This is a genomic window from Pseudoclavibacter sp. CFCC 14310, from assembly GCF_008831165.1.
GTDB lineage: Bacteria > Actinomycetota > Actinomycetes > Actinomycetales > Microbacteriaceae > Pseudoclavibacter_A.
In genome coordinates, this window is the sequence record NZ_WBKC01000001.1 from 816,601 (window position 1) to 829,557 (window position 12,957).

Annotated in this window: 17 protein-coding genes; 12 read left to right on the plus strand and 5 right to left on the minus strand. The window is 65.2% G+C overall.

The annotated features are described in order from the left end of the window. Window positions 1-54: 54 nt before the first annotated feature. On the plus strand, window positions 55-360 hold the full coding sequence (locus F8O06_RS03640; protein ID WP_158031896.1) for an MTH1187 family thiamine-binding protein: 306 nt from the start codon (window positions 55-57) through the stop codon (window positions 358-360). 47 nt (window positions 361-407) lie between these two features. On the opposite strand, the gene F8O06_RS03645 is transcribed toward F8O06_RS03640, so the two are convergent. The 3 genes from F8O06_RS03645 to F8O06_RS03655 all read right to left on the minus strand — a co-directional run bounded on the left by F8O06_RS03645 (window position 408) and on the right by F8O06_RS03655 (window position 3,150). Beyond that, complete coding sequence (locus F8O06_RS03645; protein ID WP_158037487.1) at window positions 408-716, minus strand: antibiotic biosynthesis monooxygenase family protein; 309 nt, start codon at window positions 714-716, stop codon at window positions 408-410. Between the two features lie 72 nt (window positions 717-788). After that, window positions 789-2,468 carry an AMP-binding protein gene (locus F8O06_RS03650; protein ID WP_158037488.1) on the minus strand — a complete coding sequence of 560 codons (1,680 nt, stop codon included), beginning with the start codon at window positions 2,466-2,468 and terminating at the stop codon, window positions 789-791. A 70-nt stretch (window positions 2,469-2,538) separates the two neighbouring features. Continuing rightward, window positions 2,539-3,150: a class I SAM-dependent methyltransferase gene (locus tag F8O06_RS03655; protein ID WP_158037490.1), complete on the minus strand. Its 612-nt coding sequence runs from the start codon at window positions 3,148-3,150 to the stop codon at window positions 2,539-2,541. Between the two features lie 28 nt (window positions 3,151-3,178). On the opposite strand from F8O06_RS03655, the gene hflX reads away from it, so the two are divergent. Next, window positions 3,179-4,705 (plus strand): GTPase HflX, encoded by a 1,527-nt coding sequence (gene hflX, locus F8O06_RS03660; RefSeq protein ID WP_158037492.1) that lies wholly within the window; start codon window positions 3,179-3,181, stop codon window positions 4,703-4,705. Between the two features lie 9 nt (window positions 4,706-4,714). Here hflX and lexA read toward each other — a convergent pair whose 3' ends face one another. Beyond that, window positions 4,715-5,416 carry a transcriptional repressor LexA gene (gene lexA / locus F8O06_RS03665; protein ID WP_158031891.1) on the minus strand — a complete coding sequence of 234 codons (702 nt, stop codon included), beginning with the start codon at window positions 5,414-5,416 and terminating at the stop codon, window positions 4,715-4,717. A 186-nt stretch (window positions 5,417-5,602) separates the two neighbouring features. Here lexA and F8O06_RS03670 point away from each other — a divergent pair, with 186 nt between their 5' ends. From F8O06_RS03670 to F8O06_RS03695, 6 genes are all read left to right on the plus strand, one after another. Further along, complete coding sequence (locus F8O06_RS03670) at window positions 5,603-5,953, plus strand: LysM peptidoglycan-binding domain-containing protein (RefSeq protein ID WP_158037493.1); 351 nt, start codon at window positions 5,603-5,605, stop codon at window positions 5,951-5,953. 96 nt (window positions 5,954-6,049) lie between these two features. Then, window positions 6,050-7,141, plus strand: a complete 1,092-nt coding sequence (locus tag F8O06_RS03675) for a histidinol-phosphate transaminase (protein WP_158037495.1) — start codon at window positions 6,050-6,052, stop codon at window positions 7,139-7,141. A gap of 67 nt (window positions 7,142-7,208) precedes the next feature. Next, complete coding sequence (gene hisB, locus F8O06_RS03680) at window positions 7,209-7,817, plus strand: imidazoleglycerol-phosphate dehydratase HisB (RefSeq protein ID WP_158037497.1); 609 nt, start codon at window positions 7,209-7,211, stop codon at window positions 7,815-7,817. Next, entirely contained in the window at window positions 7,814-8,464 is a 651-nt protein-coding gene (gene hisH, locus F8O06_RS03685) for an imidazole glycerol phosphate synthase subunit HisH (protein WP_158037499.1), read from the plus strand. Before hisB ends, hisH begins: the two co-directional genes overlap by 4 nt. A gap of 67 nt (window positions 8,465-8,531) precedes the next feature. Continuing rightward, window positions 8,532-9,284 carry a bifunctional 1-(5-phosphoribosyl)-5-((5-phosphoribosylamino)methylideneamino)imidazole-4-carboxamide isomerase/phosphoribosylanthranilate isomerase PriA gene (gene priA, locus F8O06_RS03690; RefSeq protein WP_158037501.1) on the plus strand — a complete coding sequence of 251 codons (753 nt, stop codon included), beginning with the start codon at window positions 8,532-8,534 and terminating at the stop codon, window positions 9,282-9,284. Window positions 9,285-9,293: 9 nt separating this feature from the next. Further along, window positions 9,294-10,073 carry an SseB family protein gene (locus F8O06_RS03695; protein WP_158037503.1) on the plus strand — a complete coding sequence of 260 codons (780 nt, stop codon included), beginning with the start codon at window positions 9,294-9,296 and terminating at the stop codon, window positions 10,071-10,073. An 18-nt stretch (window positions 10,074-10,091) separates the two neighbouring features. Here F8O06_RS03695 and F8O06_RS03700 read toward each other — a convergent pair whose 3' ends face one another. After that, window positions 10,092-10,439, minus strand: a complete 348-nt coding sequence (locus tag F8O06_RS03700) for a DUF1844 domain-containing protein (RefSeq protein WP_158037617.1) — start codon at window positions 10,437-10,439, stop codon at window positions 10,092-10,094. A gap of 297 nt (window positions 10,440-10,736) precedes the next feature. Here F8O06_RS03700 and infC point away from each other — a divergent pair, with 297 nt between their 5' ends. Genes infC through F8O06_RS03720 form a run of 4 tightly spaced genes read left to right on the plus strand, consistent with a single transcriptional unit; the run spans window position 10,737 to window position 12,878 of the window. Further along, window positions 10,737-11,426: a translation initiation factor IF-3 gene (gene infC / locus F8O06_RS03705; protein WP_318655638.1), complete on the plus strand. Its 690-nt coding sequence runs from the start codon at window positions 10,737-10,739 to the stop codon at window positions 11,424-11,426. A gap of 39 nt (window positions 11,427-11,465) precedes the next feature. Further along, a complete protein-coding gene (rpmI, locus tag F8O06_RS03710; protein ID WP_158031884.1) occupies window positions 11,466-11,660 on the plus strand; it encodes a 50S ribosomal protein L35 in 195 nt (64 codons plus the stop codon). A 31-nt stretch (window positions 11,661-11,691) separates the two neighbouring features. Then, window positions 11,692-12,072, plus strand: coding sequence for a 50S ribosomal protein L20 (gene rplT, locus F8O06_RS03715; protein WP_158037505.1), 381 nt, complete (start codon window positions 11,692-11,694; stop codon window positions 12,070-12,072). Between the two features lie 2 nt (window positions 12,073-12,074). Further along, complete coding sequence (locus tag F8O06_RS03720; RefSeq protein ID WP_158037507.1) at window positions 12,075-12,878, plus strand: TrmH family RNA methyltransferase; 804 nt, start codon at window positions 12,075-12,077, stop codon at window positions 12,876-12,878. Window positions 12,879-12,957: the final 79 nt, after the last annotated feature.

The following is a 12,957-nucleotide window of genomic DNA, read 5'->3' on the forward strand; positions in this document are numbered from 1 at the left end:
CCGAGACACCGTGGGCACCGACTGAACGAGAACTGAGAGTCTGAGGAGGCAATCATGCTGTTGGCATTCTCTGTGGCGCCGTCGGGCACTGGCCGAGCCGATGCGTCGGTGCACGATGCGGTCGCTGCAGCGGTCAAGGTCGTGCGCGACTCCGGTCTGCCCAATCGCACCTCGTCCATGTTCACTGAGATCGAAGGCACATGGGATGAGGTCTTCGACGTCGTGAAGCGTGCCACCGAGGCGGTCGAGCCGTTCGGGTCGCGTGTCTCGCTGGTGATCAAGGCGGATATCCGCCCAGGTCACACCGGCGAGATCACCGGCAAGCTCGAACGGCTGGAGCAGGCCATCGACGAGCTCTGAGACGCCGCTGCGTACAGATCCGTCGCGGGAATGCCTCCCGGATCAGGTCAGATCTCTTCGAGGTCGACGACCTCGAACTCAAGCAGACGCGCCCCGGTGGCGACCGGCTTGTGGCCCTCGCCGTGAGCGTGCGCAGCATGGTTCGCACGGCTGTCGCGCCAGTGTTCGAAGTCCTCCTGCGTCGCCCACTGCGTCAGCACGAAGTAGCGATCCTCACCCGCGGTCGGGCGCAGCAACTGGAAGCTCTCGAACCCCGGCTGTCCGTCGACCGAGTGACGGCGAGCGGCGAAGCGGCGCTCCAGCTCGGCACCCTCGCCTTCGGGCACCTCAAGCGCATTGATGACGACGACTGACATGTTGTCTCCTTCTGTTGCGATTCTCGTTCCGAGGGACTCAGGCGGTCCCACAGCAGTCGGCAGCGCCGACGATCAGGCCCGCTCTTTGAGCACGTAGCGCTGAACCTTCGCGCTCGCCGTTCGGGGCAGCTCGTCGACGAACTCGATCACCCGCGGATAGGCGTGCGCTGCGTAGCGGGTCTTGACCTCCTGCTGCAGCTCGTGGATGAGCGTCTCGTCGCCGGTGAAGCTCTGAGCGAGCACGATATAGGCTGCGACGACCTCGCCGCGCAGCTCGTCGGGTTTGCCGACGACCGCGACCTCGCGCACTGCCGGGTGCATGGCGAGCACACTCTCGACGTCAAGCGGACTGATGCGATATCCAGCAGCCAGAATGAGGTCGTCGTCGCGCGACACGAAGTGCAGCTGACCGTCGTCGCTCTGCCAGCCGAGGTCTCCGGTGAGGTACCAGCGGCCGTCGTCGGTGTAGCGCTCGGCGGTCTTCTGCGGCGCATCGTCATATCCGGGGAACCACCAGACCGGGCTCTCGGAGGGTGAGAAGGCGAGACGACCCACCTCGCCGGCCTTGGCCGGCCGGTCAGCATCCTGATCAAGGATCTCGCAGTGCCAGCCGGGCAGCGTCACACCCATCGAACCGGCCTGGGCCGGCAGTGAGATGCCCTCGCGCCAAGGCACCCCGATCAGCATGCCGTGCTCGGTCTGTCCGTAGTGATCGTGCGGCTCGGCTCCGAGCACATCGCGCGACCACTCGAGCACCTCAGGCGTCAGGGGCTCACCGGCAGACGACGCGCGGCGCAGGTGCACGGGCAGGTCGCTCTGCGGGTCGTTGCGCATGGCACGGAACATGGTGGGTGCTCCGCAGAAGTTGGTGACGCCGAACCGGCTGAGCACGTTCCAGGCCTGCTCGGCGGTGAATTTGTCGTGCGGCAGCAGGTTCGTGTGGCCAACGACCAGCGGCCCGAGCACCCCGAAGTAGAGCCCGTAGGCCCAGCCCGGGTCGGCGGCGTTCCAGAACACGTCGTCGGGCTGCAGATCGAGCCCGTTGACCATGTACGAGCGGAACGACACCAGCGCCTTCATCGGCAGCGGGACGCCCTTCGGCGCCCCGGTCGTGCCAGAGGTGTAGAGCAGCGCGAGCACGCCGTCACCACCGATCGAAGCCGATTCGGTGAGAGGCTCGGCCGCTTCGACGAGCGGGCCGAAGACCGCATCGTCGGCCCATTCCGGGTGCGCGGCTGCCGTCGTGTCGTCGTCGACCGGGTCGACGCGCAGGATGCTCCAGCTGCGTCCGTCTGCCGGCAGATCCTCGCTCGGGTCGAGCTTGTGTCGCTGGCTCGCGTCGGCCACGACCAAAGAGGCACGACCGGCGTTGACCCGCATGCCGATGGCCTGCGCCGCGAGCGCGGTGAAGAGGGGGATGTGCACGGCGCCGAGACGCCAGATGCCGAGCAGAATACCGATGTAGTCGGCCGATCGAGCCATCATGACGCCGACGCGGGAGCCCTCAGTGACGCCGAGATCGGCGAGCACCCGAGCCGAGCGCTGCGAGAGTTCGTCGAGGTCGCCGAATGTGAGGTCGACGCCATTCCAATCGGCGTCGACGGTGCGGAAGGCGACCGCATCGCGAGGATGCGCCCGCAGGAGCAGATCGATCGCGTTCGCCTCGGGCGCGTCGTAGACGGCACGCCAACGGGTGATCTCTTCGTCGATGAGCCGAGCGATCTCGGTGTCGGTCTGCTGCGCTTCGGTCATCTGGGCTCCAGTCTCGTCGTGCTTCTCAGGAAGGCGCACCGCCGTTGCTGCGCCCGGCAGACAGCCTACGTCAGGCGTCGCGCCGAATGTGGATCACACGGAATCCACGCGCAGTGGCTGCACGGCGCACTTCGAAGTCGCCGGGCAGCTCCTCGGCCAGCCAGCGCTGCAACGAGTCAGCACCGAGCTGCTTGCCGACGACGAGCCAGGCTGCGCCGCCAGGAGCGAGCCGCGGCAGCCAGGTCAGCAGCAGCTCGTGCAGCGCCTGTTTGCCGATGCGGATCGGCGGATTCGCCCAGATGACGTTGAACTCGACATCGTCGGGCACGCCGTCGGGGGAGGCGACGGTGACCCCCTCGAGACCGAGGCGATCGGCGTTGCGCGTGGTGGCATCCCTCGCCCGCTCGTTCACGTCGACGGCCCAGATCCGCAGATGCGGTGCACGCAGGGCAAGCGTCAGTGCGATCGGGCCCCAGCCGCACCCGATGTCGAGCGCCTGACCGGTCTGCGGCGGCTCGGGCACGTGATCGAGCAGGATGCGGGTGGCCTTGTCGAGCCCGTCAGGGGAGAACAGGCCACTGGCGACGGCCACTGTGCGTGTGCGACCATCGAGATCGACGTCGATGTCGCGCCAATGCGCGGCCACCTGTGGGTGTTCGGCGAAATAATGCTCTTGAGCCATGCGTTCAGGTTAGTGGAGGTACATATACATGACAGATTCCGGGCGCCCGTTGGACGAGCTGCTGCAGAGGATCGAGGCTCGTGAGCAGGCGACGGAGGCTCTCGGCCGAGAGATCGATTCGACCACTGTGAAGGTCGGCCATGCTCAGGCGCTGCAGTCTGAGGCGAGCGAGGCTCACGGTGGTGACGAGGAGCGATTCGAACGTGCGGCGCTGAAGCGCGTCGCAGGGCTCTCGACCGAACTCGAAGACGTCTCAGAGGTCGAGTACCGGCAGCTGCGGCTTGAGAACGTCGTGTTGATCGGTGTGTACACGCAGGGGAGTCTTGCCGATGCCGAGAACTCGCTTGCCGAGCTCGCCGCACTGGCAGAGACCGCCGGATCACGAGTGCTGGATGCGCTGCTGCAGCGCCGGCTGAACCCAGATCCGGGCACGTATCTTGGTCACGGCAAGGCCCATGAGCTGAAAGAGCTCGTCGCCGCACTGGGTGCCGACACCGTCATCGCAGATACTGAGCTCGCCCCGAGTCAGCGGCGTGCGCTCGAAGACGTCGTGCGGGTGAAGGTCGTCGACCGCACCGCGCTGATCCTCGACATCTTCGCCCAGCACGCCAAGAGCCGAGAGGGCAAAGCCCAGGTCGAGCTCGCGCAGATGGAGTACATGCTGCCGCGTCTGCGAGGCTGGGGCGGATCACTGAGTCGTCAGGCCGGCGGCCGTGCTGCTGCCGGTGAGGGCATCGGCTCGCGTGGCCCGGGCGAGACGCAGATCGAGATGGATCGCCGGCGCATTCACACGCGCATGGCGAAGCTGCGCAGACAGATCAAGGCGATGGCGCCGGCCCGCGCCGCGAAGCGTGCGAACCGCGACCGTTTCGCGATTCCGTCGGTTGCCGTGGTCGGGTACACCAACGCGGGCAAGTCGTCGCTGGTCAACGCGATCACCGGTTCGGACGAACTCGTGCAGAACCAGCTGTTCGCGACTCTTGACTCGACCGTGCGTCGCAACACGACCGAAGACGGTCGGGTGTACACGCTCAGCGACACAGTCGGCTTCGTGCGGCGTCTGCCGCACCAGCTCGTCGAGGCGTTCCGGTCGACGTTCGAAGAGGCAGCCGACGCAGATGTGCTCGTGCACGTCGTCGACGGCTCGCACCCCGATCCACAGGCGCAGATCGAAGCGGTGAGAACCGTGCTTGCGGAGTCGGGTCTGGAGGGGGCACGCGAGATTCTGGTCTTCAACAAGATCGACCTCGTCGACGACGAGCGTCGCATGGTGCTTCGTGCCATGGAGCCCGAGGCTTCGATGGTCTCGACTCGCACCGGTGAGGGCATAGCCGACCTGGTGCGTCGCATCGAGACGGCGCTGCCCGACCCCGGCGTCGAAATCGATGTCGTGGTTCCATACGACCGCGGCGACCTCGTTGCGCAGGCGCACGAGCACGGGCAGGTGCTGCACACCGAGTACCTGGACAAGGGCACACGGCTGCATGCGCGCGTCAGCCCGCAGCTGGCAGAGCAGATTGACGGGGTTGCCGTCACAACTGCTGCCGTGCAGTGAGTGCCGCGATCACACAGAGCGCAGCACGGCGACGACTTTGCCGAGGATGACCGCGTGGTCACCGAGGATCGGCTCGTACTGGGTGTTCTGAGGGAGCAGCCAGGTGTGCCCGTCACGCTGACGGAACGTCTTGACCGTGGCCTCCTCTTCAAGCAGCGCGGCGACGATGTCACCGGCGACGGCGTCCTGCTGCTGCCGCACCACGACCCAGTCGCCGTCGCAGATCGCCGCGTCGATCATGGAGTCTCCGCGCACTTTGAGCAGAAAGAGCTCGCCCTGCCCGACCAGTTGCCTGGGCAGCGGAAACACGTCGTCGATGTGCTGATCGGCGAGGATGGGGGAGCCTGCGGCGATCTGGCCGACCAGTGGCACCATTGCGGTCTCTTCTGAGACGACCGCCAGTGCCTGCTGTGCCGGAGTCGACGGTGGCTCGGCGACGGCCGTCGGCTCCTGCTCGATGAGTACTTCGAGTGCACGCGGTCGCTTCGGGTCGCGGCGGATGCAGCCGGCGAGTTCGAGCTGATTGAGCTGGTGGGTCACCGATGACAGTGACGAGAGACCGACCGCATCGCCGATCTCGCGCATGCTCGGCGGATACCCGCGGTCGCTGATCGACTCGGTGATGAATGCGAGGATGCTCTGCTGCTTCTTACTGAGCCGTGAGCGGTCACCACGGCCTGACGTCGTCGACGTGTGGGGTCTCGTGGCCATATTTTCAGTCCTTCTGCGCGTGATGTCAGTGGGTCGTGGTGCACTGACTCAGGTGATGCCTATTCGAAACTTTATCCGAACGATGGGCATCTGGCCAAAGATGTCTTCGAACAGGCGTGGCGTGAGTGGGTTGCCCAAACGCAGATTCGAAGATATATTCGAAAGACACGTTCGAAAGGACTTCTCATGGACGCGACCAACAACCTCTCCTCGGCACCCATCGTCAAGACGCGGGCACGTCTCACGCGCCGTGGCCGGCAGGTGCGGGCGCTGGCACTGGTGATGCTGCTGGCTGCAGTCATCGTGGCGGCCATCTCATTCGGCACCCAGGCCTTCGCCGGTGACGACGAGCCGATCGAAGTCACCAGAGTGCAGGTCCAGCCCGGCGACACGCTCTGGGACATCGCACAGCTGTCCGCCCCGCGTCATGACGTACGCGACGCCGTCGCCGAGATCCGCAGAGCGAACCACCTCGATGACGCCACGGTGCATCCTGGCGATCAGCTGATCATTCCCGCTCATCTGCTCGACGCCTGAACGACGAACTCGCCGACTGGTTCGAGACCGGAGTCCTGATGACGCCGTCCTGGCGATTCGTCGTTTGCGCAAGGGCGCACGCGTAGACTTGCGTCTGTGACCACTCTTGATGATCTTCCCCTTCGCGCAGAACTCGTCGGACAGCAGCCGTACGGCGCACCGCAGCTGCACGTGCCCATCGAACTCAATGTGAATGAGAACACCTTCGGACTTCCCCCAGAAGCCGTTCGCGACATCCAAGAGAGCGTCGCTGGTGTGGTCGCCGGTCTGAACCGCTACCCCGACCGAGAGTTCACCGCACTGCGCGAAGCCCTGGCAGGCTACCTCGGTCACGGTGTCACCCCAGAGCAGGTCTGGGCGGCAAACGGCTCGAACGAGGTGCTGCAGCAGGTGCTGCAGGCATTCGGCGGGCCAGGTCGGTCACTGCTGAGCTTCGTACCGACCTACTCGATGTACCCGCTGCTGGCAGCCGGAACACAGACGGCCTGGCTGCCGATCGATCGGCAGGCTGATTTCACTCTCACCCCAGATGCCGTTGCCGCGGCGATCCGCGAGCACCGTCCAGATCTCGTGTTCATCTGCCGGCCCAACAACCCCACCGGCACTGGTGCCGCGCTCGATGTGATCGAAGCCGCATATGCTGCGACTGACGGCATCGTGGTCGTCGACGAGGCCTACCAGGAGTTCAGCGGTTCCGATGCCGTGAGCGCACTCACACTGCTGCCGGGGCGCCCACGTCTGGCGATCTCGCGCACCATGAGCAAGGCGTTCGCCTATGCGGGTGCACGGGTCGGCTATCTCGCCGCAGATCCGGCGTTCGTCGACGCGCTTCGGCTGGTGCGGCTGCCCTACCATCTCTCTGCGCTCACTCAGGCGGCGGCCGAAGCCGCACTGCGTCACGCGCCGGCGATGCTCGCCAATGTCGATCGCATCCGCGCGCAGCGAGACCGCATCGAACGGCGAGTTGCCGAGCTCGGCTTCACGCCCTATCCCTCTGCGTCGAACTTCGTGCTGATCGGTGGCGTGGCAGACCCGAAAGACACCTTCACTCGTCTGCTCGCCGAGGGCATTATCGTTCGCGACAACGGTATTCCGCACACGCTGCGCGTCACCGCCGGAACCGAGAGCGAGACCAGCGCGTTCCTTGCCGCCTTCGAACGAATCGCCACGCCGGTCACCGCCGGTTAGACTAGGTGACCGTATTGCCTCCAGGCGGCTGATCGCCCTGGACGAGGGCAGTTGACAAGGGAGAGAGATGCCTGAATCATCGCGTCGAGCGACCGTGCGCAGAGAGACCTCTGAATCGTCAGTCCGCGTGACTGTCGATCTCGACGGCACCGGCACGTCGCACATCGAGACCGGGGTTCCCTTCTACAATCACATGCTCACGGCACTGAGCCGACACTCGCTCATCGACCTCGATATCGAGGCGACCGGTGACATCGACATCGATGTGCATCACACCGTCGAAGACACCGCCATCGTCTTGGGCGAGGCAGTGAAGCAGGCGTTGGGCGACAAACGGGGCATCACACGCTACGGCGACGCCACGGTGCCGCTCGACGAGGCTCTGGCACAGGCCGTCGTCGACATCTCGGGGCGTCCGTACTTCGTGCACACCGGCGAGTCTGAGGCATTCACGATGCACCTGATCGGCGGTCACTTCACCGGTTCTCTCGTCGGTCACGCCGTAGAGTCGTTCGCCTTCCACGCGGGAATCACCATCCACCTGCGTGTGCTGGCCGGTCGCGACCCGCACCACATCGCCGAGACTGAGTTCAAAGCGGTCGCGCGCGCACTGCGTGCTGCGGTGTCGCTCGATCCGCGCGTCACCGGAGTGCCCTCGACAAAGGGCGCCCTGTGAGTGCAAGACCCACGGTCGCCGTGCTCGACTACGGCAGCGGCAACGTACACTCAGCGGCGAAGGCACTCACGCAGGCAGGCGCCGATGTTCAGCTGACGCGGGACAAGGCCGCGGTGGGCGCCGCCGACGGACTGCTCGTGCCCGGTGTCGGTGCGTTCGGTGCCGTAATGGACCAGCTCAACGAAGTCGGCGCACCCCAGATGATCGAGCGGCGCCTCGCCGGCGGGCTTCCCGTGCTCGGCATCTGCGTCGGCATGCAGGTGATGTTTGACCATGGTGTCGAAGGCGAGATGGAGCATGACGGACTGGCCCAATGGCCCGGTACCGTCAGCCGACTGCAGGCTCCTGTGCTGCCGCACATGGGGTGGAACACCGTGCAGCCGGGGGAACGCAGCCGTCTCTTCTCGGGTATCGAGAACGAGCGCTTCTACTTCGTGCACACCTTTGCGGCCAAACGCTGGACACTACAGACCGACCCGCCGTTTCCGCAGCCGGTCGTGACCACGGCATCCTACGGAGAGCCATTCCTGGCCGCGGTCGAGAACGGTGCCCTGTGTGCGACGCAGTTCCATCCTGAGAAGTCGGGGCGTGCAGGCATCAGACTGCTGCGCAACTGGCTGAGCACATTGCCGAACGTCGCCCACTGAGGTGTCGTGCACGAGACATCAGGTCACTCGGGGAGCCCTGTGACCGGTATGAATGAGGGAGAGACACATGAGTGAGGAAGATCTGGCCCAGCGCCCTGAACTGGTGCTGCTGCCTGCCGTCGACATCGCCGATGGAAAGGCCGTGCGCCTCACCCAGGGCGAGGCCGGCACTGAGAAATCGTACGGCGACCCGACCGATGCGGCCCTTGACTGGGTTCGCCAAGGGGCCGACTGGATTCACCTGGTCGACCTTGACGCCGCCTTCGGTCGCGGTGAGAACCGCAAGGCGATTCGTCGCGTCATCAAGCAGGCCGGTCACGTCAACATCGAGCTCTCCGGCGGCATCCGCGATGATCGCTCTCTCGAGCAGGCGCTCAGCACCGGTGTCAAACGCGTGAATCTCGGCACCGCAGCGCTGGAGAACCCTGAGTGGGCTGCCAAAGTCATCGGTGAGTATGGCGAGGCGATCGCCGTCGGCCTCGACGTGCGCGGCACGACCCTCGCTGCGCGCGGGTGGACGAAAGATGGCGGCGACCTGTTCGAGGTTCTGGAACGTCTGGAAGAAGCCGGCTGCGCTCGCTACGTCGTCACCGATGTGTCCAAAGACGGGACGCTCAAAGGGCCGAATCTCGACCTGCTGAGCCAGGTGCTCGCTCGTACTGACAAGCCTGTTGTGGCCTCTGGCGGGGTTTCCTCCCTGGACGACGTCGCCGCGCTGCGCGAGCTGATTCCGGCTGGCCTCGAGGGGGCGATCATCGGCAAGGCTCTCTACGCCGGTCGCTTCACCTTGGCCGAGGCCCTCGACATCGCTCGCGACTGAGGCGCGTCGATGACTGACAGCCGTGCATCCGGCCTGCCTGCTGACTCAGCCGGCACGCCATGGGCCGGGCGCCGATTCGAGGCCAATCGCTTCGCGACCGATGACGGCACGTCGCCGACGGCTTGGTTGGAGGCGGTACGCAGGTTTCGCCTGGCCGAGATCAGCATCAGCGAGGTCATCGCGGAGCTGCATAAGACGAGGCTGCTGATTCCACTGGTCGCCGAGCTCGAATCCTCCGGCGTCGCAGAGAACGGGCTGCCTGTCGACAAATCTGCCGAGCTCGCAACAGTCACCGTTGCGACTCCTGACGGTCAGCGTGCGCTGCCCGTCTTCACCGCGGTGGATGCCATGCAGCAGTGGAACCCCGAGGCGCGGCCGGTGCCAGCCGAGGCTCCTCGGGTCGCGCTGGCAGCAGCGGGGGAGCACACCCCGCGTGTAGTGGTCGATCCCGGTGCCGAAAGTGAGTTCGTAGTGCGGTGGCCGGCCCTGGAAGCGCTGGCGACTGGCCGCGCGTGGACTCCGGCGATCGACGACCCGCGCGTACTGGAGGCATTCATGCGTCCGGCCAGTGAGCTGCCCAGCATCAAATCGCTGGTTCTGACCCCGGGCGACCCGACCTCACAGCTGCGCGGTCCAGAGATTCTGGTGCAGCTCGAGATCATCGACGGTCTGGACGCTGCGGCGCTGAAAGAGATGTCGGACTGGCTCTCTGAGCAGTGGCGTGCCGACGAGACCATCATGGGGCAGGTGGACTCGATCGGGGTGCGCTTCGTGCGCACTCAGTACTGAACGCCGGGGTGCTTTCGGTCAGTTCACTGGTCCGGTGAGCTTCTCACCCGGGCCCTCGCCACGAGCGTCGGGAATCAGTGACGCCTCACGGAAGGCCAGCTGCAGGGTGCGCAGTCCGTCGCGCATGCTGCGAGCATGCAGGTTGCCGATCGCAGGCGCTGATGCGATGACCAGCCCGGCCAGCGCCTCAATGAGTTTGCGCGCCTCGTCGAGGTCTCGTTCCTGCTCTGGATCCTGAGCCAGCCCGATCTTCACGGCCGCGGCACTCATGAGATGCACGGCTGCGGTCGAGATGACCTCGACGGCAGGAACGTCGCCGATATCGCGGGTCAGATCCTCCAGCGCTTCGCGCTCCCGAACATCCATCTCGCGCGATCCGCCGGCCGCCGGTGACTCAGCCGCGTCGGCTCCGTCGCTGTGCAGACCGCTGGAACGCTCGCCCAGAATGTCGCCTTCGTGGATGCTTCGCTTGGTCATCTTCGCTCTTTCTCTCGTGTCCCCGGCACTCAGAACGGCAGGAGCGGCGCAAGTGCTCGCAGGAGGGCTCGGTCTCTGGTAGTATGGCTTGTGCTGTGCGTCTCGACGATGCTCAGCGCTGAGCTGAAGAGGAGTTCACACTCCCACCTACTGTAGTCGACCTCAACACAGACTGCCGGGTCCAAAGTGCTCAAGACGCGACTGCGCCTTGCTGCTTCTCTGACGTTCACCATGCCGTGCACGAGTAAGGAGCAGCCGATTAGCGAGCCGCGCATCAATGACCGTATCCGAGTTCCCGAAGTCCGCCTGGTCGGGCCCAAGGGAGAGCAGATCGGTGTCGTCTCCGTAGCCAAGGCACTGCACCTGGCGCGTGAGGCTGACCTCGACCTCGTCGAGGTCGCCCCGCATTCGAAGCCGCCGGTAGCCAAGCTCATGGACTACGGCAAGTTCAAGTACGAAGCCGCTCAGAAAGCGCGTGAGGCCCGTCGCAACCAGACGAACGCCCAGCTCAAAGAGATCCGCTTCCGCCTCAAGATCGACAGCCACGACTATGAGACCAAGAAGGGCCATGTGCTCAGGTTCCTCAAGAGCGGCGACAAGGTCAAGGTCATGATCATGTTCCGTGGTCGTGAGCAGTCTCGCCCCGAGTTCGGCTACAAGCTGCTCATGAAGCTCGCCGAAGAGCTCAAGGAGTACGCGACCATCGAGTTCAAGCCGCTGCAGGACGGTCGCAACATGACCATGGTGCTTGCGCCGATCCGCACCAAGGCCGAGATCAAGGCCGAGGCCGAGCGTGCTGCGAAACGCGAGGCGAAGGCCGCCGAAGTCGAGGCTGACGCTGAGAAGACCACGACTGACGCAGAGAAGACCAACTGACCGATCCACCGGTCGGCAGATACGAAAGAGAAGAAGAAGATGCCAAAGCAGAAGACACATTCCGGTGCCAAGAAGCGTTTTCGCACCACCGGCAGCGGCAAGCTGTACCGCGAGCAGGCGAACAAGCGCCACCTGCTCGAGCACAAGTCGTCACGTCGCACCCGTCGCCTGAGCGCGGATGTCCCGGTCTCGGCCGCTGACACCAAGCAGGTCAAGCGACTGCTGGGCAAGTAAGAGCGAACCGGACTGAAGAGAGAGTACTGAAATGGCAAGAGTCAAGCGTTCCGTCAACGCCAAGAAGAAGCGTCGCGAGATCCTCGAGAAGGCAGAGGGCTACCGCGGTCAGCGGTCGCGCCTCTACCGCAAGGCGAAGGAGCAGGTCACCCATTCGTACACCTACGCCTTCCGTGATCGCCGTGCGAAGAAGGGGCAGTTCCGCCGCCTCTGGATCCAGCGCATCAACGCTGCGGCACGTGCGAACGGCATCACCTACAACCGTCTGATCCAGGGACTGAACCTGGCCGGTGTCGAGGTCGACCGCCGCCTGCTCGCCGAGCTGGCCGTCACTGACGCCAAGACGTTCAGCAGCCTCGTCGAGACCGCAAAGCAGGCTCTGCCCGCTGATGTGAACGCTCCTCAGGCCTGAACATGCTCAGCAGCGTTCACAACGAGCGCGTGAGATTCGCTGCCTCTTTGGCACGCAGAGACGCCCGGTCGAAGACCGGGCGTTTTCTGCTTGATGGGCCGCAGGCCGTGGCCGAGGCCATTCGGTGGCGCCCTCAGGTCGTCGAACAGGTCTATGTGGCAGAGAACGCCCTCGGGCGCCTCAGCGATCTGTCCGAATCTGCTCGCGCGGCTGGGCTGCCGGTCGAGACCGTCACAGAGCGTGTGCTCAAAGGGATGAGTGACACCGTGCATCCGCAGGGCGTCGTGGCGGTGGCCCGGCAGTTCCCGGTCCGCGTCGAAGACCTGTTCTCCGGAACCCCGAGACTCATCGTGATCATGCATCACGTCTCAGACCCGGGAAACGCTGGCACCGTGCTGCGGGTGGCCGACGCAGTGGGCGCCGACGGAGTGGTGTTCACCGATCGCAGCGTCGACGTCTACAACCCGAAAGTGGTGCGTTCGACGACCGGGTCGCTCTTTCACCTGCCGGTGGCGGTCGGGGTCGATCTGGGCGACGCAATGCGACTCGCACACGAGAGCGGCCTGCAGACCCTCGCAGCGGACATCAGCGGTGACGAGCTCGCATCTGATGAGGCGACGGCAGAGCTGCTGTCTCGGCCGACGGCATGGCTCTTCGGCAATGAGGCGCACGGTCTCGACGATGCCGAACTTGCCCTCGCCGACCGCGCAGTGCGACTGCCGATCTACGGTCAGGCGGAGTCGCTGAACCTGGCCATCGCCGCCAGCGTGTGCCTCTACCAATCGGCGTTTCGCATGCACGCCTGAACGGCGCAGGAGTCGGCCCCTACGTGAGGTCGGCCGTCGGTGCAAGTCGAATAGGATTCGCCGGGTCGGTCTGCGATTG